Source organism: Vibrio aquimaris (assembly GCF_009363415.1).
In the GTDB taxonomy this organism is placed as follows: Bacteria; Pseudomonadota; Gammaproteobacteria; order Enterobacterales; family Vibrionaceae; genus Vibrio; species Vibrio aquimaris.
In genome coordinates this window covers 1,158,701-1,180,837 of the sequence record NZ_CP045351.1, presented here as the reverse complement: position 1 = coordinate 1,180,837, position 22,137 = coordinate 1,158,701, and the positions used below count along the sequence as shown (strand labels likewise).

Annotated in this window: 22 protein-coding genes; 12 read left to right on the top strand and 10 right to left on the bottom strand. The window is 42.9% G+C overall.

The genetic code is table 11. The features are described from left to right. Positions 1 to 24: 24 nt before the first annotated feature. Entirely contained in the window at positions 25 to 225 is a 201-nt protein-coding gene (locus FIV01_RS19705; RefSeq protein WP_152432643.1) for a restriction endonuclease subunit S, read from the bottom strand. Positions 226 to 539: 314 nt separating this feature from the next. Between FIV01_RS19705 and FIV01_RS19700 the strand changes: the two genes are divergently transcribed. From FIV01_RS19700 to FIV01_RS19670, 8 genes are all read left to right on the top strand, one after another. Continuing rightward, positions 540 to 1,496: an AAA family ATPase gene (locus tag FIV01_RS19700; protein ID WP_152432642.1), complete on the top strand. Its 957-nt coding sequence runs from the start codon at positions 540 to 542 to the stop codon at positions 1,494 to 1,496. A 9-nt stretch (positions 1,497 to 1,505) separates the two neighbouring features. Beyond that, positions 1,506 to 2,432 carry a DUF58 domain-containing protein gene (locus tag FIV01_RS19695; protein ID WP_152432641.1) on the top strand — a complete coding sequence of 309 codons (927 nt, stop codon included), beginning with the start codon at positions 1,506 to 1,508 and terminating at the stop codon, positions 2,430 to 2,432. Continuing rightward, positions 2,429 to 2,902 carry a DUF4381 domain-containing protein gene (locus tag FIV01_RS19690; RefSeq protein ID WP_152432640.1) on the top strand — a complete coding sequence of 158 codons (474 nt, stop codon included), beginning with the start codon at positions 2,429 to 2,431 and terminating at the stop codon, positions 2,900 to 2,902. Before FIV01_RS19695 ends, FIV01_RS19690 begins: the two co-directional genes overlap by 4 nt. Then, entirely contained in the window at positions 2,895 to 3,863 is a 969-nt protein-coding gene (locus FIV01_RS19685) for a vWA domain-containing protein (protein WP_152432639.1), read from the top strand. The genes FIV01_RS19690 and FIV01_RS19685 overlap by 8 nt, the downstream gene beginning before the upstream one ends. After that, on the top strand, positions 3,856 to 5,628 hold the full coding sequence (locus tag FIV01_RS19680; RefSeq protein ID WP_152432638.1) for a VWA domain-containing protein: 1,773 nt from the start codon (positions 3,856 to 3,858) through the stop codon (positions 5,626 to 5,628). Before FIV01_RS19685 ends, FIV01_RS19680 begins: the two co-directional genes overlap by 8 nt. Before the next feature lie 2 nt (positions 5,629 to 5,630). Continuing rightward, positions 5,631 to 7,265, top strand: a complete 1,635-nt coding sequence (locus tag FIV01_RS19675; RefSeq protein ID WP_152432637.1) for a BatD family protein — start codon at positions 5,631 to 5,633, stop codon at positions 7,263 to 7,265. A 69-nt stretch (positions 7,266 to 7,334) separates the two neighbouring features. Further along, entirely contained in the window at positions 7,335 to 7,505 is a 171-nt protein-coding gene (locus FIV01_RS20650; RefSeq protein ID WP_172971884.1) for a RuvA C-terminal domain-containing protein, read from the top strand. A 61-nt stretch (positions 7,506 to 7,566) separates the two neighbouring features. Then, positions 7,567 to 8,058, top strand: coding sequence for a L,D-transpeptidase family protein (locus tag FIV01_RS19670; protein WP_152432636.1), 492 nt, complete (start codon positions 7,567 to 7,569; stop codon positions 8,056 to 8,058). A gap of 1 nt (position 8,059) precedes the next feature. On the opposite strand, the gene yddG is transcribed toward FIV01_RS19670, so the two are convergent. The 7 genes from yddG to pdxR form a co-directional block, all read right to left on the bottom strand. After that, positions 8,060 to 8,986, bottom strand: coding sequence for an aromatic amino acid DMT transporter YddG (yddG, locus tag FIV01_RS19665; protein ID WP_415846759.1), 927 nt, complete (start codon positions 8,984 to 8,986; stop codon positions 8,060 to 8,062). A 60-nt stretch (positions 8,987 to 9,046) separates the two neighbouring features. Next, positions 9,047 to 9,445, bottom strand: coding sequence for an OsmC family protein (locus tag FIV01_RS19660; RefSeq protein WP_152432634.1), 399 nt, complete (start codon positions 9,443 to 9,445; stop codon positions 9,047 to 9,049). A 4-nt stretch (positions 9,446 to 9,449) separates the two neighbouring features. Continuing rightward, the gene (locus FIV01_RS19655; RefSeq protein ID WP_152432633.1) at positions 9,450 to 10,430 is read right to left on the bottom strand and encodes a Gfo/Idh/MocA family protein; all 981 of its coding nucleotides are present in this window, start codon (positions 10,428 to 10,430) and stop codon (positions 9,450 to 9,452) included. 69 nt (positions 10,431 to 10,499) lie between these two features. Next, entirely contained in the window at positions 10,500 to 11,114 is a 615-nt protein-coding gene (locus FIV01_RS19650; RefSeq protein WP_152432632.1) for a LysE family translocator, read from the bottom strand. A gap of 86 nt (positions 11,115 to 11,200) precedes the next feature. Then, positions 11,201 to 12,124 (bottom strand): LysR family transcriptional regulator, encoded by a 924-nt coding sequence (locus tag FIV01_RS19645; protein WP_152432631.1) that lies wholly within the window; start codon positions 12,122 to 12,124, stop codon positions 11,201 to 11,203. Positions 12,125 to 12,139: 15 nt separating this feature from the next. After that, positions 12,140 to 12,898 (bottom strand): class II glutamine amidotransferase, encoded by a 759-nt coding sequence (locus tag FIV01_RS19640; protein ID WP_152432630.1) that lies wholly within the window; start codon positions 12,896 to 12,898, stop codon positions 12,140 to 12,142. Positions 12,899 to 12,937: 39 nt separating this feature from the next. Next, on the bottom strand, positions 12,938 to 14,371 hold the full coding sequence (gene pdxR / locus FIV01_RS19635) for a MocR-like pyridoxine biosynthesis transcription factor PdxR (RefSeq protein ID WP_172971883.1): 1,434 nt from the start codon (positions 14,369 to 14,371) through the stop codon (positions 12,938 to 12,940). A gap of 81 nt (positions 14,372 to 14,452) precedes the next feature. Here pdxR and FIV01_RS19630 point away from each other — a divergent pair, with 81 nt between their 5' ends. Next, positions 14,453 to 15,112, top strand: coding sequence for a pyridoxamine 5'-phosphate oxidase family protein (locus tag FIV01_RS19630; RefSeq protein WP_152432628.1), 660 nt, complete (start codon positions 14,453 to 14,455; stop codon positions 15,110 to 15,112). 25 nt (positions 15,113 to 15,137) lie between these two features. Here FIV01_RS19630 and FIV01_RS19625 read toward each other — a convergent pair whose 3' ends face one another. After that, positions 15,138 to 16,139, bottom strand: coding sequence for an AraC family transcriptional regulator (locus FIV01_RS19625; protein ID WP_246210498.1), 1,002 nt, complete (start codon positions 16,137 to 16,139; stop codon positions 15,138 to 15,140). Positions 16,140 to 16,245: 106 nt separating this feature from the next. On the opposite strand from FIV01_RS19625, the gene FIV01_RS19620 reads away from it, so the two are divergent. The 3 genes from FIV01_RS19620 to FIV01_RS19610 all read left to right on the top strand — a co-directional run bounded on the left by FIV01_RS19620 (position 16,246) and on the right by FIV01_RS19610 (position 19,434). Next, entirely contained in the window at positions 16,246 to 16,569 is a 324-nt protein-coding gene (locus FIV01_RS19620) for an MFS transporter (RefSeq protein WP_152432627.1), read from the top strand. Continuing rightward, positions 16,569 to 17,792, top strand: coding sequence for an HlyD family secretion protein (locus FIV01_RS19615; protein WP_152432626.1), 1,224 nt, complete (start codon positions 16,569 to 16,571; stop codon positions 17,790 to 17,792). The genes FIV01_RS19620 and FIV01_RS19615 overlap by 1 nt, the downstream gene beginning before the upstream one ends. 1,189 nt (positions 17,793 to 18,981) lie before the next feature. Beyond that, complete coding sequence (locus FIV01_RS19610) at positions 18,982 to 19,434, top strand: dCMP deaminase family protein (protein ID WP_114783812.1); 453 nt, start codon at positions 18,982 to 18,984, stop codon at positions 19,432 to 19,434. On the opposite strand, the gene FIV01_RS19605 is transcribed toward FIV01_RS19610, so the two are convergent. Next, positions 19,417 to 22,071 (bottom strand): hybrid sensor histidine kinase/response regulator, encoded by a 2,655-nt coding sequence (locus FIV01_RS19605; protein WP_152432625.1) that lies wholly within the window; start codon positions 22,069 to 22,071, stop codon positions 19,417 to 19,419. The genes FIV01_RS19610 and FIV01_RS19605 overlap by 18 nt on opposite strands. Between the last annotated feature and the right edge of the window lie 66 nt (positions 22,072 to 22,137).

The window sequence follows — 22,137 nt, the reverse complement described above, 5'->3', positions numbered from 1 at the left end:
TAGAAGTGACGAGAAACGTTACGCTTAGTGAACTGGCTTGTCCGTTTTCGAGTAGAACTTGCCAAAGTAACGTTCCAATACTTCAAGGGTTAACTCCCCTGCTTCCTCAAGCTTTTTCAGCTCGGCTGCGATCGCTTTTTGCTCTTCAAGTGACGGCAGAGAAACTTCTGGCTCATCGTTAATCTCGTTGGCCATCTGCTCTAATTCATGTTCAATGTTACTCATATTTGGGTCTCAATTAAATTCATCACAATGACTTATTTTAACCTAACTGCTTAAGCTGAGCTAACCATGTATTATCTCTCGAATACTGTCATGAATAAACCTTGGTGTTTGCAAGTTTGTAAAACCCATTTTTCAATATTGATGACTTGTAAGATGAGTATTAATCCCCATATTGTAAGCAATTGAAATAATGATATTTATATCTGGTATCTGATTTGATTAACAATCATTCAATCACTAGATCATAGAAGCAGACTAGATGAACTTTTTCGTCAATAAAACCACTAAGAGAAAAAGTTAGGAGATAAGTATTGATGAATTCTCAACCATTTAACGAGTTACAGCAGTATTTAAGCACACAAATCATTGGTCAGACTGAGTTAGTCAAACAGCTTTTAGTCGCACTGCTTGCTGATGGGCACATATTAGTCGAAGGGCCGCCAGGCCTTGCGAAAACCCGAGCGGTTAAGTCACTTGCCGATTGTATAGAAGGCGACTTTCACCGCATACAATTTACTCCTGACTTATTACCCGCGGATCTGACAGGAACCGATATTTTCCGCCCAGAAACGGGGGAGTTTACCTTTCAAGCTGGACCTATATTTAACTCTTTAATCCTAGCCGATGAAATCAACCGAGCGCCAGCAAAAGTACAAGCTGCAATGCTAGAAGCTATGGCTGAGAAGCAAATTACCGCCGGCAGAAAAACCTATCCTTTGCCTGAGTTGTTCCTAGTCATGGCAACACAGAATCCTATTGAGCAAGAAGGGACGTATCCTCTGCCCGAAGCGCAGCTCGACCGGTTTCTTCTGCACCTTAATGTTGACTACCCCGATGCACACAGCGAACTCGAGATACTACGCCTCAATAGAGGAGAGGCCAAAGGTGAGCAAAACATTACGGCTCCTAAGATTAGTCAGCAAGACATATTTTCCGCACGACAAGAAGTATTGAACATTCACATGGCGGAAACTGTCGAGAGCTATATTATCCGACTTGTCATGGCGACCCGCCATCCGACTCAATACGACGATACACTGAATAATTGGATAGAAATGGGAGTCAGCCCACGTGCAACGATTGCACTCGATAGATGCGCACGCGCGCACGCTTGGTTATCAGGGCGTGACTATGTTACCGCCGAAGATGTTCAAGTGATGGCTTTCCCTGTCCTTAGACATCGTATCCTACTTAGCTATCAAGCTCAGGCAGAAGGGATTAGCGCCAACCAAGTCGTCAATCGACTGCTGTCGCTCGTAGGCAGCGCGTAGGGTTTACCAATGGATAAACAGCTATCTCCATATTCTGATGGCGTAAATCTTTGTCTTGATGAACTGTTGTATTTTAAACAACACGCTATTCACTGGTTACCACCAGCAAAGAGTTTATGGTCTCAGGTACTTGGTCAACACCAAAGTAAGCGGCTAGGCAGAGGGATGGACTTTGCAGAAGTCAGGCAATACCAAGCCGGCGATGACGTGCGCAGCATAGACTGGCGAGTTACAGCTCGCACCGGCAAGCCTCATACAAAGTTATTCACGGAAGAGCGCGAAAAGCCGATTGTTCTTTACATTGACTTGAGTGCCAGCATGCGCTTTGGCTCAAAACTCATGTTTAAGTCAGTCCTCGCAGCCCATATGGCGAGCTTAATTGCTTGGCTCTCTGTGGCACAAAAAGACCGTGTGGGCGCCATTATCGATACTGGAAACCAGCTTACCGAGCTTAAGCCAAGCAGCCGTAACCAAGGTCCGTTGGCGATGATCCAAAATTTGGTAAAGCTGCATCAAAGCATATTGGTTGATCCCGCTGATATCCATTCAAACGATATGGATGAGGGGTTTCATGCATTAAACCGTCTTTGCCCTAAAGGCAGCGAAGTTGTGATAATCAGCGACTTTTTACGCTTTTCCGAGCAAAATCAGTTGTTAATTTCTCGCCTGCGATCCCACAATCAAGTGAGATTAGTTCAAATATCCGACCCATTGGAGTCTGGTATTACGGACTATCGGGGAGTTGAGCAGGTGTCTGATAAGCGCAGTACCATGTGGGTAGACTTTTCTTCTCGCAAAGTACGTAATCAGATTGCTGCAGCGTTTGAAAGAAAGCAGCATCAGCTAAAAAGCTTATCTCACAGTCATGGTTTGAGCTTTACTTGTCTCTCGACTCAAAAATCACTACTACAACAATTATCAGGACGTGATCAATGAGCACATTAAACAAGGATTCTCTGTTACCACTCAATCCGATGCATTTGCCTGAGCTCCCCTCTTGGTTTCCTATCGCTTGGGGTTGGTGGGCAAGCGCTGGTGCCACTCTTCTATCTATTTTGGCCATATGGCTCATTTATCGCTGGAATAAGAAAAGGCTGGCGCCAAAGAAAACCGCTTTAAGGTTGATTCAAGCCGGTGAAAAGCCAGCAGAAGCGTTTGAATTGCTTCGCCAAGCCGCGTTGTGTTACTACCCAAGAGAAGAAGTCGCCAAGCTAACGGGAAAAGAATGGTATGCTTTTCTCGATACGCAAGTAAAAGCCCCCTTATTTTTAGATAATTACGACGTCTGGCAAGTTGCTCTTTATTCAAAAGAACCCCTAGGCAATGCGTCAGAACTCGTCTCTCATTGTTCACAATGGGTCAATGAAGCACTTCCCCCCAAACGAAGGAGGACAAAAGTTGGCTAATATAGAGTTTGTATGGTGGTGGAACTTCCTTCTGCTGCCTTTGCCACTACTAATTTATTTTTTATTGCCCCCAGCTCAAACATCATCTCCTGTTTATATGCCCTACCTGCCCGAATCGCCGGCGGGTAACTCATCGTGGAGTTTAATGGCTAAAGGTTTAACCGCAGTGATCTGGATTACTCTGGTTACTGCATCTGCAAGACCAGTTTGGTACGGCGATCCTGTCATCACACAACCTAAGCACAGAGATATGATGCTAGTGGTCGATCTCTCGTACTCAATGAGCCAAGAAGACATGCAGTTAAATGGCGATTACATTGATCGCCTAACGGCGGTAAAACAAGTATTAGGCGACTTTATTAGTCAGCGTCAAGGGGATCGTTTGGGCTTAGTTCTATTCGCCGATCATGCTTATTTGCAAACCCCACTAACGCTAGACAGGAAAACAGTCAGCCAGCAACTCAACCAGACTGTTCTTCGCTTGATTGGCGATAAGACGGCCATAGGTGAAGGGATAGGTTTAGCGACCAAAACTTTCGTCGACGGAGACGCCCCACAGCGCGTGATGATATTACTCAGTGATGGCACCAATACAGCGGGAGTTATTGACCCGATTGAGGCTGCCAATATTGCTAAGAAATACAATGTCACTATTTACACTGTCGGTATCGGAGCGGGTGAGATGCTGGTAAAAGAGTTCTTTATGACTCGAAAGGTCAATACAGCAAAAGATTTAGATGAGAAATCCCTAAAGGAAATTGCCTCAATGACTGGCGGTAAATACTTCAGGGCCAGAGATAGCCAAGAGCTCTCCAACATCTACGATACCATCAATGATCTTGAGCCGATTAGTCAAACAACGCAAACTTGGCGACCCCAACAAGATTGGTTCACTATCCCCTTAGCTATCGCACTTGTCAGCTTCTTTTCATTGTTGATTATCAGGAGAAACCATGTCTGATTTTCGCTTTCTTTACCCAGAGTGGTTAGCAATGATGCTACCACTTGCTATCATGGTTATTTGGCTGATTAAGCGCAGTCGAAGTAAAACCTTGATTGCTCCTCACTTAGCAAAGGCAATGGGCTTTAGTCACAACTCCTCTCGTAACTTGAGCATCAGCATAGCAGCTGTCACAGGGTTTATTGCCATTGTTGCTTTAGCTGGTCCAAGCTTCACTGCATCAGAAAGACCAAGCTTTTCCAACCAAAGTGGTCGAGTGCTTATCATGGATATGTCTATGTCCATGTATGCAACTGATATTAAACCCAATCGACTAACTCAAGCTAAGTATAAAGCTCGTGACTTACTAAAGCAGTGGAATGAAGGGAGTACAGGTCTTATCGTCTATGCCGGAGATGCTTATACCGTCAGTCCAATGACGTCCGATACCCACACCATTTTAAACTTAATCCCAAATCTCAGCCCAGATCTCATGCCATTTCAAGGTGCTAATGCTGCAATTGCTGTAGAGCAAGCTATTAGTATGATGAGAAATATTGGCTTGTCTCAAGGTGACTTAGTGCTCTTTACAGACGACATCGATAACCAAGAAGCGGATAACATTGAAACTCTGCTCAAGGGCACAAAGTGGCGACTGACGATTTTAGGAGTGGGCAGCCAAGCAGGGGCTCCTATCCAGCTCTTAGATGGCACATTACTTAAATCTGAGTCTGGACACACTGTGGTGGCAAAATCAAATTTCGCCAACATGGCTAAACTTGCTCGCACATCTAAAAGCTTATTCACTCCTATCCAGCTTAACAACAGTGATATTGAAGCAATTAGTCGATTAACCAATAACGTAGAAGCAACCAGTAAGCTCAATCAAGCCAAACAAATCATGGACCGAGTAAACAACGGCATCTGGTTAGTACCATTATTACTCATACCGGCACTAATGATGTTTCGTCGTGGTGTGGTCTTCGCTCTATTAGTTGTCACTCTACCTGCCATGAACATCAATAGTGTCGAGGCTTCACCTTGGCTTAATGACGATCAGCAAGCAAAAAGGCTGTTTGATTCTAAGGAATATAAACAAGCAGCAGAGCTATTTAAAAATAAAGAATGGCAAGGCATGGCACAATATGAAGCAGGTGATTTTGCCGCTGCTATTGAGTCATTAAAGGGCGTACAAACACCGAGAGGAAAGTATAACCTTGCCAATGCGTATGCTCAAAACAAAGATTTTGACCAAGCGATTAGCCTTTATGAACAAGTACTAGAGCAGCAGCCTGATAACTCAGATGCCAAACATAACCTAGAAATTGTTCGACGACAGCAACAGCAACAGCAACAGCAACAGCAACAGCAACAGCAACAAGAGTCTGATGAGAATTCTTCATCAGAGCAACAACAAGGCTCTCAATCAGAGGAAAATTCTTCAGCAGAGGAAAAGTCCCAAGAGCAAGAGTCCAAGCAGAACCAGTCTAACGAACAAAAAATGGCAAACGATGAACAAAAGCCACAATCAAAAGACAAAGATGAAACGGGCCAAGCCTCTTCTGAGCAGGAATCAACGCCAAAGGAAATAAAGAAGCCCGATAAACCCTTAGAACAAGAATCACAGCAACTCTCTCAACAGGAAAGGGCTGAACCTATCGATCCAGCGCTGCGAAAACTTGAACAAGTAGAAAGCGCTCGAGATCCCAGTCGCCTTCTCAAAGCACAACTGATATTACAAGCAAAATCAAAGCAACCACCAGAGAACACAGGTAAGAAGTGGTAATTATGAATCAAAGAGCATTTAAATTGATGAGCTTAGTCGCTCTAACAATGGCCTTTTTTAGCCCTGTTTCTATCGCTGCTAATATATGGGCAACCGTAAGCAAGAATAAAGTCGTCAAAAATGAAGTTTTCCAATTGCGTGTTGTGGTCGACGAAAAAGCGTCCTCTGATGACCTAGATTTCAGTGCACTTGAAAAAGATTTCTACGTCAGCAGGCCGAGCTTTGGCTCATCAATAAATATTGTCAATGGCAATCGGACCGTCAGAAGTGAATGGAATATCACCTTGGCAGCACAAAAGCTGGGGCTTGCCAAAATCCCTGCTTTTACCATTGACGGCAATAGCTCTAAACCCATAGCGATACAAGTAACACAAGACTCTGACGAGCCAAAAGTATCGGATTTGGTCGAGCTTAGGACTTCTTTAGATAAAACCCAACTCTACCCAAATGAAAGTGCTTCGCTAAAAACGCGATTGATCATTAAAGCGGATCCAAGACGCTTACAAAATCCCCAAGTTGTGCCACCAAAAGTCAAGGGGCTTACCCTCACACAAATTGGTGAGCCTAATCAGTATCAAAGTGTACTTGATGGCGTTGAAGTCACCGTACTTGACCAAAATTATCGAGTGACAGCCGACAACTCTGGAGACTATACCTTGCACAGCGCTGCATTCAAAGGTTCAGTGATTTACGGGAACGATAGAGTGGGAACAACAAAGCTTGTCTCGGTCGATATCCCCGCGGAAGTCTTTAATATCAATGTTGAGCCAAAGCCTGAGGGATATTCTGGCGTATGGTTACCCACTTCGATGCTGTCTCTGAAACAGACATGGACAGCAGCCAATGGAGAGAAAATCACACCGAGCACCGAGCTTGCGACCAAAGTGGGCGATTCGATTACTCGTGAGATAACCTTGGATGTAGAAGGACTACCTCAAGAGCGCCTTCCTAAGCTCAATATCAACTACCCAGAAAATATTCGCGTTTATGCAGAAAAGCCCCAGTTTTCGCAGCTTGAAAGTGGCGTTACGCGTATGACGCTTAAACAAGTATTGATCCCTAAACAGGCTGGCAGTATCGAGCTACCAAGCCTTGACCTCAACTGGTGGGATAGTCAAAACAAAAGACAAAATACAGCACACATTGAAGGGTTATCTCTCGCTGTTGAGCCAGGAGAGAATCTCAATAATTCAGTTCCAGCGCCGCAGTATTCCGCGCCTGTTGAGACTAAAACCATTACCGTGCATGACGCGGGGTTTTGGCCATATCTCACCGCCCTATTTGCACTACTTTGGCTCATCACCAGTGGACTGTTAGTGCGAAGTAAAGCTAAGAGCTCAGAGCCAAAAATCAACCGAGAATTGGAGCCAAATTCAAGTTCAGCTCTTATCGATGCTCTCGAGTCCGAAGACTATTTTAAGGCTCAGCACTGCGCCTCACAGTGGCTAAATCAGGTGAGTATTGACGACAAAAACTTGATTGAGGAAGTAAAAAACGAGTTAGATCTGATGCAGAAATCCTATTTTTCTTCGCAAGAAACTGGCTGGAATGCAACAAACCTGCTTAAACTTATTGGAAAGGTGGACAAGATGCCTCGTTCAAATAATAGGCCTGAGGAGGAACTGGCTCAGCTGTAACCGAGATGAAGGCAAGAAAAAAGAGGCATTATTCAAGTCCTAGTACATTGAGAAATGGTAACTGGAGGAATGATGTCGGCAATTGAAAAGCCAGATCCCAGTACTCATTATGTCATCGTTTATTTTGACGGTTCCCATATGACTTCCCTTGAAGTTGATGCCAAGAGTCGCGCGGAAGCAATTGAAGCATTAAAGAATCTGGGATTTACAGAGCGTGATATGTTTTCTATTTCGCCCTGATGAAATAATTTGTCACGAAAGGTAGCTCAAGCGCTACCTTTTTATTTTAAGTGGGAGGGAAATGAAGCTTAAGATCGCTCAAATTGCTATCACAGCGTGCTGTCTTATTTTTACGTCTATCTCGGTGGCACAAGTTGATTTAGTCAAAGTCGATAAGTCTAAACGCCGAATGTATTTGATTGATGACCATCAGATCATACGTGAGTTTCGCATTGCGTTAGGGAAGTCACCAAGAGGCCACAAAAGACAAGAAGGTGATCAACGCACGCCAGAAGGGCGTTACTACTTAGACTTTATTATCGATGAATCAGAGTTTTATCGTTCAATCCACATCAGCTACCCTAACCAAAGTGATATCAATTATGCAACCACACGGAGAATAAAGCCTGGCGGAAATATTAAAATCCATGGCCTACGAAATGGCGAAACTCGCCCAGCTAACTTTGTTCAAAGCTTTGACTGGACCAATGGCTGTATTGCTATCACCAATGAAGAGATGGATGAGTTACTCACTCTAGTCCAACCAGGCACCCCGATTGACATTCGATGGTAAATCAGTTGTCAAACATTTTCCCTTCCTCATTCTCAGTCCCAACCTTTTTCGACTCGCGTGTAGCCCACCAGCAAAGCAAAGAACCTAGTGTCACTAAAACGACACCCTGTAAAAACGTATCGGTAAGTACTAACCCCAATATGAAAGATGAGATAACCGTCGAGAGTACAGGAGTAAAGTATGATAAGGTCGCTAGAAACACCATGTTGCCACCTATGATTGCATAATTCCACAGCGCATAACCGCTTCCCATCGCCACCCCAGCTAGAATAAGCCAGATAGCGGATTCGAGATCCAAACTCATGTCTTGGTCTGCAGTAATCGCATAGTTGGCCCATAACGCGATAGCCGTCATGATAAAAAATAGGGTAATTGCATTTTGCCCACCAGCCAAGCGTTTCGTCAGGTTACAGTAAATTGCCCACAAAAATGCTCCAACGAATGCCATGGAATAAGTAATTGGGTTCGTCTTCACATTAGCAACTATCTGATTGATAGATAAGCCTTGTTCACCAGAAATGCTCCACGCGACTCCAAAAAACGCTAGTGCAATGGCAGGATAAATGAGTAAATTGGTCTTTCTAGGGCTTGCCAGTACTGCCAATAAAACGGTGAGCGCTGGCCAGAGATAATTGATCACCAACATTTCAATAGCTTGCTGGCGTGAGTGTGCTAATCCTATAGAAAGGACCAAACAAACTTCGTAAGCAACGAACAACCCACCCCCTACTAAAACATACCTTAGAGGGTAGCGTTTTAGTTTAGGAAGCCCCATCACAAGTACCAGAAAACAAGCAGCGACTGTATAAATTGCTGCAGCGCCGCCCTCAGGCCCTAGTAATTCTGTGACCGCTCGCGCCATCCCAGTTACACTGCTCCAAAGCAAAATGGCTAAAATGCCACAGCAAGTAAATCTATGCCTATTCAAATCCAACCCTTAATAACAACTTTATAGGACGCGTAAAACAGCGATAGGTTCATTGGAGGACTAAATCACTTCCCAACTGTGGGTCATTTCGACACCAGCCCCCAGCATTAAGCACACTGAGCAATATTTTTGTAGTGAGTCTGCCGTGACCTTGTCAACAATGTCAGTGTCCAAGCCGTCTCCGGATATTTCAAAGTGAATATTTACCTTAGTGAATAGTCGAGGGGCAGTATCACGACGCTCAGTGTTCAACTTGGCTCTGCACGCCGAAACTCGTTGACCATGCCGCGTCAACCCATCAACGACATCAACAGAGCTGCAGCCACCTGCTGCCATAAGTACCATCTCCATTGGGCTGGGTGCCGACTCACCACCGCTACCGTCCATAACCATCGAGTGTCCAGATTCAGAAAGACCTAAAAATTTGAGTCCTTCCACCCATTTCACTTCTGCTTTCATACTTTTACTCTCCATCAGTTGGAAACTTCACACCCGTTTGCCTGCGAATTTCTGTCAATAATTTAGCCACTATCAATGAGCGCTTCATGCACGCTTCATCAATTTGATTCTGAGCATATTGGTCAGCAAACGCCAGTGCTTCATAATACATGGGGTTAGGGTCTTGTTTGACCGTTAAATCAATGCCTACACTGCCCTGGGTAATCTTGGTTAACTTTTTTCCGGTAGCAATCATTTCCATTAGCAGAGCGCCTTCTTCACCTTGAATCTCGCTCGGTAGATAAGAATCACTGGTTTTTGAGTGCTGAAGAACCACTTCAAATCCGTCATAACCCAAAATAATGCTACCGCTACCATCGACCCCTGAATCTAAAAGCTGGGCATGTGCTTTAACAGACAGCGGCTCGCCAAATAGTTCCACCGCCGAGCCTACACAATAGTAGCCAATATCCATCACTGAGCCATTGGCAAATTTGGGGTTAAAAGTATTAGGCATCTCCCCAGCAAGATATCTAGGATAACGAGAAGAGTACTGGCAATAAGTGATAAAAGCTTTGCGAAGCTTACCAAGCTTGCTGCTATGCTGTTTAAGCAGCTTAAAGTTTGGAGTGTGAGGGGACATAAAAGCTTCAAATAAGACAACTTCATTATCCAAGGCCGTTCGATACATTTTTTTTGCTAACGTATCGTTGGCTGCCAAGGGCTTTTCACAGATGACATGTTTACCCGATTCGAGTAATTTTGTTGCTTGAGGTGCATGAAGTGAGTTAGGACTGGCAATATAAACAGCGTCAATCGACGAGCACTTTGCAAACGCATCAAAATCATCGTACAAAGCCAAAGAACCATACTTCTCAGCAAACTCTCTCGCTTTGTCAAGTGAACGAGAATACACACCAACGAGTTGGTACTTTTGGGTTTTCAACGCCGCTTCAATAAACTGGTCAGTAATCCAGTTAGTCCCCACTATGGCAAGTCTTATCATCACTTTTCTCCAACCATAACAAAAGGAGCAAACTGCTCCTTTTGTTAACTTACGCAAAAATTTGTTGTGCTATACAGTCATAACAACCCTTAATGCTAAAAGTATCAAAACAATACCTGACAAGCGATCAATTAATTGCGCTTTGGAACGAATTTTATCTAACAGGCGCGGGCTTGATAGTAAAAAAGTAATGGTGGTGTACCACAAACCGTCTATTACTAGAGGAGTCAAAACAATCACTAACTTTGCAGTTAGGCTGTCTCCAACCGCAACGAATTGACTAAACAAAGCAATAAAGAATAACGCGATCTTAGGGCTGAGAATCGAAATTAGAAAACCTTCCTTTGCGGATTGCCACAGCGAGGTCTCTTCACCAGATTCCAGCTTTGCTGCCACGCCTCCTTTAGAGCGCAATGCATTATAACCAAGATAGGCTAGATACCCCGCACCACAATAGCTAATCGCTTTGAAGATCAGAGGTGACTGCTGAAGGACCACAGCCAAACCAATCAAAGTCACGAACGCATAAACACCAATACCCAAAGCATGGGCCCAAGCTGTCGCTAACCCATTTCCACGACCACCAGTTAAACTATGCTTCGCGACCATAGCAAGGCTAGGCCCAGGAGACATGGCTCCTAAAATACAGATTGTAAAAAGTGATAACCAAATTGTGATTGTCATACTATTTCTCTAACAGATCCCATGCTTTTAGATTATCGAATCAGAGAGATGATTTGAAATCAAAGCTAGCGATAGCCGATATGATTTTAAATCATAGCAACTGAGTGTTTGGATGTACGAATGCAACCAAGTATCAAGTCACGTATCCAAGAATGTGCCTTGTCTTGATCGTATTTTGGATGCCACATCAGCCAATATCGGTGAGGTTCAGGATCAAATGGCAGAGAAGAAAACATCAGTGGATGCTCTTGAGACAGATTTGCCGCTATATGCTCAGGAACTATCATAAGATAGTCACTTGAGAGTAGTGCATTCACTGCTGCCGAGAAAAATGGAATTTGTAATGCGATACGACGATCCACGCCCATGACTCGCAATGCTTCGTCTGCTATTGAGTCTTTGTCTCCCCCACCCGTTACTTTAACGTGCGGGTAATAAGCTAAATCATTAACCCTTATGTCTTCATTTTTTGATGCAGGGTGCCCTCTGCGCATTAGGCACACAGACGTATCTTCGCCAATCTTTATACTGATCATATTTTTGGGCTTGTGAGGCTGCATAGTAGAAGCCAAATGTATACCCATTTCAGAAAAATTCTGCATATAGCCTGGCCTCCATAAGCGATAAGCGAGATTCACATTAGGCGCCTGTTTTACCATCTCAGAAACCACATCAGGGACGATATACTGAGCCACATAGTCGCTGGAAGAAAACACGAACTCCTGTTGCCACGTTTTAGGGTCAAATGGCTTGTCTTGCAGCAGTTGTTCAAACTCTTCCAAAAGATACGTGAGCTGCTCTTGCATACCCACGGCTTTTGAAGTCGGCACTAAAGCGTTTCCCTGCCTTACTAGCAAGGGATCACTGCACAATTCTCTCAATTGAGCAAGTTGACGACTCATTGCTGATTGCGTGATATTAAGTCTAAATGCAGCTCTGCTTACATGACATTCTTCGAGTAATACTTGTAACGAGCGCAGCAAGTTAAGATTGATGTGGTTTAACGACATTGAATTGCCAAACTTCTAAATGGTATGCGAGGTTACAGTATCACCTTCAATGACTAGGATACTCTGCGCAGTAATTTTCTTCCAATCACGATTTCGCTCCAAAGGCTCAGATGCCAACGAAATATTAGATCCTTTCTTACGTATGAATACGGTCGGCGCCTCATTGACAGAGCTGTAGCGAGCCGCCCAAAGCTTCACACCATCGGAAATACATATTGATGCTTTTAGGGGTTCTTTGATGTTGCGGTTCTCCATTAACTGAGTAATATCCAGAAGGGTTTGTCTTATCGCGTCAACGGGCTGTTCTCGTAAGCCATTTTTGAGCATAAGCAGAAAGATAAGCTCACTGTCTGTGGTTCCCATTCTCTTTAAGAACAGATCTTCAGGTAACTGCTGATGCAAGTCATATTTCACCTGCTCAAACTCACCTATCTGCCCATTGTGAAGAAACATCCAATTATCAATAATAAATGGGTGGCAGTTGGAGCGAGACACTTGAGTTCCTGTAGAAGAGCGCACATGCGCCATAAATCGGTGAGAGCGGATATGATGGGTGAGAGAGCGAAGGTTTTCATCCCCCCACGCTGGCAATACTTCGTGAAATTGACCTGGAGTCTCTCTTTCTGTATACCAACCAAGGCCAAAACCATCTGCATTTACTCGCGTAACCGCTTTTCTGGCATCGATACTCTGCTGCACTAATGAGTGCTCAGGCTCGTATACCAACTCATCGAGATAAATTGATTCACCCTGATAAGCTAACCAACGGCACATAAAAACTCCTTAAAACTATTGATAAGATTAGGCATAGAATCATGATTTAAACAACCTAGCAAGTAATTCTATGTTAGGCCTTATCTCTTCTAGCGGCATGTTGCCAAAACCCAGCACTACCGCTTGCCATGAGCGATTTACTGCCCTGCTATGTTCATAGTAGCTCAATGACTGTATGTTAATATGGTAACTCGCTGCCCTTTCTACCCATTCTTGCTCGCTTATCCCACCTTCCCACTTGACGGTGACATGCAGACCAGCCGCTTGACTAATAACCGTCACGTCTTTTCCTAAATGGAGTTCAAAACTATCAATAAGGATTTGATACTTGAGTTTATACAGACGGCGCATCTTTCGAATGTGGCGTAACAAGTGCCCCTCAGAGATAAAGTCTGCCAGCGCCGCCTGCGTATGGGAGGGAGAATCGCCGCTCAATGCATCTTTTATCTCAAGGCACCGTTGAACATGAAACGGCGGAACAACTAGGTAACCTAACCTTAAGCCGTTAAACATCACTTTGCTCATTGAACCAGTGTACATGACATGCTTTGATAGGCCTATTTGAGCAGCTAACCCCTGTAAACATGAATAAGGCCGATGGGCAAACTGAAATTCGCTGTCATAGTCATCCTCAATTATCCAGCTTTGCCGTTTTTGGGCCCACTTAACAAGCTGCAGGCGGGCTTCCGTATCGAGTGTAGTCCCCATGGGGTACTGATTACTGGGTGTTATGTATAATGCGTGCGCATGACTTTTAAATACATCTTGTAAGTCAAACCCTATTGACTCTTTCACTTGCAAGGGTTCCAATTGGTAGTGATTGAGTTCGATAATCTTAGCCATTTGCGTGTAACCAGGTTGCTCCATAAGGATAGTGTCATGGCTAGATAGAACACTCATGGTTGCGATCATTAGTGCTTGCTGAGCGCCAGCAGTGATAATGATATTTTCGGCAGAACAACTCACAGAGCGGCTTGCTGAAAGATATTCGGATAACGCCAATCTAAGTGCCATGCAACCTTGAATATCTTGACTCCCCAGTAAACTAACGCGCAAAGCATGCCTTTGTATTAGCCGATGCCAAGTTTTCATGGGAAATTGCTTTAATTCTGGAACGCCGCGATCAAATGAAGTATTGCGGCTGACCGAAACTAAGGGTTGAACAATCGGGCAATCTGTATCCATTTCTGGTAAAAAGTTACCCGGTAGCTCCAACGAAACATAAAACCCTGAACCGGGCTTGCTTTCCACATAACCTTCCGCCACAAGCTGCTCATAGGCACCATTAACCGTATTGCGACTGATACCCAGTTCAATCGAAAGTTTTCGACTGGAAGGCAGCCTCCCTTGCAACGGCCATAAACCGCCAACAATTTTAGCTTTCACTGCATTAAATAGCTGCTGCTGAAGTGTTTCCTTACCACCGGTGAGAGTCAAGTCTCCGACATCAATCAAAGCCAAAATTGGTTCCATGAATATAATAAAACTGGTGCTTAATAGAATACCAGTTCGAGTCTAGATTAGTAATGCAAAGTCAAGTTTTAAGGAAAACCTATGCTATCTAGCACACCACGTACTCAAATTAAAAAAGGCGCTCATAAAGCCGTGTTCGATAGAAACCAATTGGACAAAATCATTGATGAGAGCCTTATCGCTCACATCGCAATCGATGATGGACAAGGTCCGATTGTCATACCCATGCTTGCATGGAGGGTAGACAATTACGTCTATATTCATGGAGCAAACAACAGCCGCTTGATGCGCTACTTGGGTAAGTCATATCAAACCTGTTTAACCTTTACTCTATTTGATGGCTGGGTGCTAGCAAAGTCTGCATTTCATCATAGTGCTCATTACCGTTCAGCAGCCGTGCTAGGAAAATTTGAACTTGTCGGAGATAACGTTGAGAAAGACCGACTACTTAATCACTTCTTAGAACAGATAGCACCCGGTAGAAGCCATGATGTGCGACCCAGCAGTCAGCGAGAGCTTGCTGCAACCACGTTACTTAAAATGCCTTTAACAGAAGCGTCCGTTAAAATCAGTTGTCATGGAGTAAGAGATGATGAGTATGACTTGGACCGGCCAGTATGGGCTGGAGTACTGCCTTATAAAACGGTTGTCGGGCCTCTGCAATCCGCAGACTCTTCGAGCAATATAACAGAGCCAGATTACAGCGCTGCGTATAGAGAGCGTTGGTTCAGTAATCAATAACAACCAAGGTAAGGTTTAAACAGCGTTAAGTGAAATAACGCTGTTTATATTGACTTGGTGTTAAGCCTCTCTGTTTCTTAAACATGCGTGCAAAACTACCTTGGTTTTGATACCCCAATTTAAAGCAAATATCCTCAGGAGGTAGTCCACGGCGCATCATTTCTACTGCAATATTACTCATGACATAACCACTAACAGTAGTGAAATTCATTCCTAAGCTTCTCAAACGGCGCTGAAATTGCTGTATGGATAGCCCGAGTAAGCTAGAAACCCGTCCTATTGTTGGCAAGCCATGATGCCGACTGTAGCTTAGGATTTCATAAATCACTTTTATTTCATCTTCTGCATCTGGCATGTTCAATAGCTCATCAAGATCAGAATAATTCATTGCTAGCGGACCAATTTGTACTCTTGTTTTTTGCATCGTTGCCAAGCGCAGATCAGCATGAAACCATACTTGAGTCGTCGAGTGATTCCACTCAATGTCACAACCAAAGTAATTTTGATAACTCGCACTGTTCTTGCGGCTACCCTGCAGCTGTACCCGTAAGGGCGAAAAATCACTGCCAAGATATAAACGCAATACCTTGGTCAACACCAATGCAATACGAATACTATCATGAACTTTAGATTGAGAAGCGACAAACGGGTTTTGATAGGTCCATTTAATCAGTGGACCACTAATAGACGCAGATAGAAACGCTCCGTTTTGAAGGCTTGTGAAACCATAATTGACCCTTCTAATCGTAGAAGCCAAATCACTACCAGAGAGTAACCAACGGGACATTGCCCCAATATGGCTCAGATCAGCATCAAAGCTAATATCAAGGATCACATCTGGGTTCCTCGTCTCTTGCTCTAGTCTGTCGTACCAAACGTTGATTTCTGACATGGGGATTAATGTCATGGAGTTTTGAAAGACAGACTCTGGAATACCCAAACCATTATCTGGAATGCCGTATCTAAGCTTTGCTACTCGGTGGATATGTTCAATACCCAAAGCTCGCATAAATCTAATCCCATTCATGTACAAATTACGTCATTTAAATACCTACTTTAAATTAATCTGTCACATTATAACTAGAATTTCAAATCTCGATCACAATGCTTTTTCTATTTATTTGGGAGTGATTATGAGTTTATTCAGTGTTCCTTTTGTCGACACAGGTGTAGATACTGTTTTGCATGTCATCGCAACGCTTCTCTTGGTTGTTACCATTAGCGCGACTTTGTACGGTATATGGAGATTTCACGAGCTACCAATCAACAAAGCACATAGCAAAGAGCATCATCAGATTGGGCTGATAACGGCATTAACATGGATAGGCTTTATCTGGCATTGGGTTTGGGTTGTTGCTGTGATGTTTGCATTTATTGACATGGAAAAAGCGATTGTGCACTTGAGAGATACATGGAAGCATGCCCCGCAATCACATGATAAACGTGAGGAAGCATAATGTTAGAAGGTCTTGCTGTCTGGTCACTACTCATTTATCTTCTCAGACTGATCGGAATGCCGTGGAATAAGTTTACCCAGTCATTTTCCTATTTAGGCGGTGTCTCTTGGTTACTGTTTGTTTGGGTTGGACTACTCAATTATGCTCCGATGGACTTATCCGGCGGCTCACTTGTTCAATCACCACATATCCAACTTAGACCAGATTCACCAAATGTCGCGGGAAAAGTCGAACAAATCCATATTTCCCCCAATCAGAAAATTCACAAAGGGCAATTAGTATACCAAATAGACCCAACTCAATATGAAATTACCTATACTCAAGCAAAGGAAAAGCAAGCTTCAACAAAGGCAGAATTAGATGTCGCTTATCAAGATATTGCCATTTCTAAGAGCGCCTACCAGTCTGTTCTGCAAGAGTTAGATACCATCAAAAGTCAATTGAGCGCTGCAAAAGCAGACTATCGCTTGCAGCTTAAAATGCTACGCCGTTATAAGAAACAAAATCAGCTCGTGAGTAATACGATAACCGCAAGTGATATCGACAAACAGCAAACATCGACAACGTTAGCCAAACAAAACATGACAACTCTTGAATCACAGCTAAAGACTAAGCAAGTAGACGTTGAAAAAGCACAACTGGCCATCGAAAAAGCGCAATTAAACACTCAAACGAAAAAGGCTCAGCTAAAAACAGCGGAGCAACAACTCGCCAAGGCTAAATGGGACCTAGACAGTACCGATGTTTATGCTCCAGCTGATGGGTTTGTGACCAACTTTATACTTCGACAGGGTCAACTTGTATCTCGGCTACCCAGATTGCAGATGTACACCAATGAAAAGTATGTGTTAATGCGTGTGAATCACCAAGCAATACGTAATGTAAAACCAGGACAAGTTGCGGAGTTCTCTTCATCCGTTTATCCGGGAAAAATATTTTCCGCACATGTTGAAGGTATAGTTGAAGCCACAGGCGAATCACAAGGAAATTTACTTGGTTGGGATGACTCTGTTCGAATGACTACTGGTAACAATCTTCAAAATAAGCATCATTTTGTGCGCTTAAAAATCGACGAGCCTGAGGGGTACGATATTCCTGTTGGCTCTGTCGGTCTAGCATGGATTAGTGGCGAAAAACCAATCAGTTTCATGGCTTTTCTTGATGTGCTCAGAGGAATAATTATCCGGATGAAATCACAGCTTTACTACTTTTATTCCATTTAGAGGCGCTGAGTAACCACGATTGGTTCAAATGCTTGGTAGACAGTTACCTTACAAAACGAGCTAACGACACAAGTAGGATAGTGATTTTCAAGTGACACTAAAGCATTACACTTACCATTAGCAATATGAACACATGTGCATTTTGCAATTGCAAAATGCACATAAAACCCGAAATTCAGCATTTAATGGGCGAAAACAATGCATTTACACGATATAAAACATGGCACATAAAATGCTTATCTAAGTATGACCCTCTAGAATCAGAGAGTCACCTAGCCAACTGACGTTGTTAGTGAATGATGAATTGTTCACAGTTTCATAGCCAATCTCACCTATTGAGATTGGTTTTTTTCATTTCTCGTAATCCTTCTTAGAGGATTAAAAAATTATCTAAACATAAAAGAAAACCCCACTAAGCTTTCGCTTAGTGGGGTTTATTCTTACTCGCAGCATTCCGGCTACTTGCAGTGCTCCATGCATCTAATCCGTGATAGTACGCTGATTCCTTCAGCACTTTCCTTAACGTCGCCTTCCTAGCGGTGTCCTCGGCAATCCAGCCCGTTAACTATCCTAGTTAACTCTCTTCGCTTCGTCCTAAAGCGGTGTCCTTTGTGCTGTCTTCCTAACAGCTAATCCTCTGTCCCTTGAGTGTCCATTAACTTTCCTTGTTGTAACCATCCTAGTTACCAGCGTCCAGCTAATGTCCTAATGCTATCCATGCTAATTATTCATCCTAAATAATCAAATCTTCTTCCTGAAGATGACCTTTCCTTGGGTCTTTCCTGTTCCATGTCTGCTTCCTGCTGACAACTTAAGATTAAGATAACCAAGAAATTTAGCAATAGTGGTTTCGATCGCGTTTTCAGCCTAAGCTTAAAGAAATATCAAAAAAAGCCTTATATACAGAGGTTTGAAAACAAAAATCAGTGATAATGATATCCATAATTGTCACTAAACTCACGACCCTGTAAGACATATCTTACAAACAAAAGGGCAAATCACTTGTTTTCCATATTGTTTGGCAAATATTAGAATGTGGCACAAGTCACAAAAATCATACTATGGGGCCATAGTCATAATTGCTGAATGAATTTTTCTAGACTAAATCAGAACGAAACAGGATATTATCTTTGATATTTGCCACTCCACTTTCCCTGTTTAGGGTTTTCTTTCATAGAGGAATAACAACATGATATCTAAATGGGCACAGCGATTTTATCAGATGGCAGTCCTAGTAGGCTCTTGGAGCAAAGATCCTTCAACTCAAGTCGGCGCTGTTATTACGAAACAAAATCGTATCGTCTCAGTAGGATTTAATGGTTATCCGCACGGAATTTCTGATAGTGCAATGACAGACGACAGAGAAATGAAATACCTTAAAACCCTCCACGCAGAAGAAAATGCTATTCTCTTCGCTAAACGCGATCTCGATGGTTGCGAGATATGGGTTACCCATTTCCCCTGCCCTAACTGCGCTGCAAAAATCATCCAAACGGGAATTTCTTCGGTACACTGCCCTGAACAAACTCAAGATTTTTTATCTCGCTGGGGAGAGAAGATTAAAATTAGCCAAGAAATGTTTCTTCAAGCCGGTGTTAAAGTCAATTGGCTGCCAATTGACGACCTAGACAGCGACATTTAGTTGTTCGAGTGCATCAAAGAGCTGCTGAGATTTGTAGGGTTTGGATAAGTAAGCGTCCATTCCAGCATCAAAGCAGCGATCTATTTCTTCAGGCAAAACACTTGCTGTCAATGCCACGATCGGTGTTCGCTCTTTGCCTAGTTCTGCTTCCCAAGCTCTAATATTTTTGGTAGCCGTAAGTCCATCCATCACAGGCATCATACAATCCATAAGAATGGCCATGAATGATTGACCAGATTGAACCATAGCCACTGCTTCTGCACCATTGCTAGCAATCTGGTGCTCAATACCTATTTTATCAAGAAAGAAACTAGCGATTTTCTGGTTCATTAAGTTGTCTTCAACAATCAAAATACACCCTATGTCACCACCAGCAACACTTGGAACTCTTTCTTTACTTGTATCAATCACATCAAGCTTAGTTGCACTTATTGCTTTTGAAATCGCAGACTCAAATCGGCGACCGAGAAATGGTAATGTCAGATTAGAAGACACGAATGCGGCATAGTCAGGCAACATATATAAATGATGCTGAAGCCCTATAATTTCAGAAAAGTTAAAGTGCGCCTTTAACGCTGCAATATCTTTTCGCGAACTGCATTGGGGATGATAGTTGTAGAGTATTACATTAAATTGGTCATTTATAAGTACAGCCTGATGGGTATTAAGCACTGTAGTAAGCTCTAGCCCAAAACGTTTGGCTTCACTTTGAATTAAAGCTCGATAATGACTGTCATTGGCAACCAGAAGTGCCTGACCTTTTATTTGGTTGTGACTTGATGTACCTATATGTTTTTCTTGTACTAGTACTTTAAAACTAAAGCAGCTGCCAACGCCGAGAGTAGAGCTTACTGACACTTCCCCGCCCATAAGTTCAGCAATTTGGCGGCAAATAGTTAAGCCTAATCCCGTACCACCATATCGGCGGGTGATGCTATCATCTTGTTGAATAAAAGGTAGGAAAATTTCCTCTAACTTTTCACCTTGTATGCCAACTCCTGTATCTAAAATTCGGCAATTCAAAACCGTGTTTTCGCCATCCTCACAAAGCTCAACAACCACGGAAACGCTACCATCCTGTGTAAATTTAACCGCATTACTGAGGAAGTTCATGAGAATTTGCTTAAAACGAAACTCATCCAAATACAGGCTATCGGGTATATTTGAAGAAAAATGTGCGTTCAATTCTACTTGCTGTTTTAGTGCTTTGGTACTGACCATACTCATAGCCTCGAACGTCGCTTCACGAATATCGGTATGAATGGGTGACAATTCGAAGCTTCCAGACTCAATTTTAGACAAATCGAGAATATCGTTAATCAGTACAAGTAAAGCTTGGGAAGACACATCGATATCAGATAACAACTCTCTCTGAGATGAATTGAGGTGACTTTCGGATAAAATCTCCGTCATCCCTATAATGCCATTCAAGGGTGTTCTTATTTCATGAGACATGTTAGCCAAAAATACACTTTTAGCCTGATTTGCAGATTCCGCCTTGTCTTTGGCTAGCAGCAAAGCTTTTTCATAGTCTTTTTGTATTTGGATAACGTAGTTCACTCCTTGAGCAAACTTAGTAAACTCATCCTTACCATCAACCTGGATCAGGTCAATTTTTTTGCTGCCGCGCAGACTGCCAAGAGCAGACAGAATACTGGCCAGTTTAGAATTAATTCGATACAAAGTACTGGCTCCCCAGAAAAACATCATTGCCAAAACAACTATGCCGATTACGGCAAAGGCATCGAGTACGCGTTTATGGTATTTAATGTTTGCCAATAACTCGCTGCGTAGTCCTTCCGCTAATACTTCTAAATGGCTCGCCACCAACTGATTACGGTTTTCAACCCACAAAGAAAACTTTTTAGAGTCATAGGTTTCTATCTGGCTTAACGAAATGATTTGCTCTGAATATTGGCTTCGCTGCAAGTTTATTTCTGACAACATTTCTATTAAAGGTTTAAATTGATGGAGGTGATGGCCTCTAGTGATAATTCTATCTAGATAGATTTGTTGTCGTCCATTTATCTTAAAGTACTCTTCCACAAACTGAATATAAGATAATTGATTGGCTTCTACTTCCTGAGCAAGCCATACTTCTTGTTCCATCCAAAAATACATCCATTTGAGGTCGGTCAGTGCTACATCAAGTTGCTGAGTCCTCATATCTAAACCTTGCACGTCCATTGAAAGTACCACGTTATAAAGAGTTAACAACGCACTGTATATCTCTCTACCTTTATCTAGTCTTTCTCTACCATCAAGTTCAACGATTCCTGATATAAGTTCATCAAGATTCTTAATATGCGAAAGTGTGTCATTAGAATACGAAATGCCTTGGTGTGTGTGTGCTTGCGTATGGGCGGCTTCATAGATAGTGTTAATGGAATTTTTCGCAAGAAGTTCCCCGTTAGCTCTAGTATGCATGTCATTACTTTGATCAAGAGCTTGATGCAAATGACTGGTCAACTGGGTTAAGTATTTCAGTGATTCAACTTTTTCACTAACCACTAAATTACTGTAAAGCTTCACTTGCACCTGCCTGACCAGATGCACAGAGAGCGCGACAATCACTAACGTAGGGATTAGGCACAAGATCAATAATCTACTTTTAATCGAGATATTGGAGAGTAGCATCGAGACTCGTTCCTTCGAATCATTTCACAACCACTAGAGACTTTATATTAGACCATAACTCAACAA

What these genes read in the sequence shown, in the direction of transcription:
- FIV01_RS19620 (WP_152432627.1), top strand. Translation starts at nt 16,246, where the DNA reads ATGAGTTTATTCAGTGTTCCTTTTGTCGACACAGGTGTAGATACTGTT.
- FIV01_RS19690 (WP_152432640.1), top strand. Translation starts at nt 2,429, where the DNA reads ATGAGCACATTAAACAAGGATTCTCTGTTACCACTCAATCCGATGCAT.
- FIV01_RS19650 (WP_152432632.1), bottom strand. Translation starts at nt 11,114, where the DNA reads ATGACAATCACAATTTGGTTATCACTTTTTACAATCTGTATTTTAGGA.
- FIV01_RS19675 (WP_152432637.1), top strand. Translation starts at nt 5,631, where the DNA reads ATGAATCAAAGAGCATTTAAATTGATGAGCTTAGTCGCTCTAACAATG.
- FIV01_RS19705 (WP_152432643.1), bottom strand. Translation starts at nt 225, where the DNA reads ATGAGTAACATTGAACATGAATTAGAGCAGATGGCCAACGAGATTAAC.
- FIV01_RS19700 (WP_152432642.1), top strand. Translation starts at nt 540, where the DNA reads ATGAATTCTCAACCATTTAACGAGTTACAGCAGTATTTAAGCACACAA.
- FIV01_RS19655 (WP_152432633.1), bottom strand. Translation starts at nt 10,430, where the DNA reads ATGATAAGACTTGCCATAGTGGGGACTAACTGGATTACTGACCAGTTT.
- FIV01_RS19695 (WP_152432641.1), top strand. Translation starts at nt 1,506, where the DNA reads ATGGATAAACAGCTATCTCCATATTCTGATGGCGTAAATCTTTGTCTT.
- FIV01_RS19645 (WP_152432631.1), bottom strand. Translation starts at nt 12,124, where the DNA reads ATGTCGTTAAACCACATCAATCTTAACTTGCTGCGCTCGTTACAAGTA.
- FIV01_RS19670 (WP_152432636.1), top strand. Translation starts at nt 7,567, where the DNA reads ATGAAGCTTAAGATCGCTCAAATTGCTATCACAGCGTGCTGTCTTATT.
- FIV01_RS19640 (WP_152432630.1), bottom strand. Translation starts at nt 12,898, where the DNA reads ATGTGCCGTTGGTTAGCTTATCAGGGTGAATCAATTTATCTCGATGAG.
- FIV01_RS19625 (WP_246210498.1), bottom strand. Translation starts at nt 16,139, where the DNA reads ATGAATGGGATTAGATTTATGCGAGCTTTGGGTATTGAACATATCCAC.
- FIV01_RS19605 (WP_152432625.1), bottom strand. Translation starts at nt 22,071, where the DNA reads ATGCTACTCTCCAATATCTCGATTAAAAGTAGATTATTGATCTTGTGC.
- pdxR (WP_172971883.1), bottom strand. Translation starts at nt 14,371, where the DNA reads ATGGAACCAATTTTGGCTTTGATTGATGTCGGAGACTTGACTCTCACC.
- FIV01_RS19610 (WP_114783812.1), top strand. Translation starts at nt 18,982, where the DNA reads ATGATATCTAAATGGGCACAGCGATTTTATCAGATGGCAGTCCTAGTA.
- FIV01_RS19680 (WP_152432638.1), top strand. Translation starts at nt 3,856, where the DNA reads ATGTCTGATTTTCGCTTTCTTTACCCAGAGTGGTTAGCAATGATGCTA.
- FIV01_RS20650 (WP_172971884.1), top strand. Translation starts at nt 7,335, where the DNA reads ATGATGTCGGCAATTGAAAAGCCAGATCCCAGTACTCATTATGTCATC.
- FIV01_RS19660 (WP_152432634.1), bottom strand. Translation starts at nt 9,445, where the DNA reads ATGAAAGCAGAAGTGAAATGGGTGGAAGGACTCAAATTTTTAGGTCTT.
- FIV01_RS19630 (WP_152432628.1), top strand. Translation starts at nt 14,453, where the DNA reads ATGCTATCTAGCACACCACGTACTCAAATTAAAAAAGGCGCTCATAAA.
- FIV01_RS19615 (WP_152432626.1), top strand. Translation starts at nt 16,569, where the DNA reads ATGTTAGAAGGTCTTGCTGTCTGGTCACTACTCATTTATCTTCTCAGA.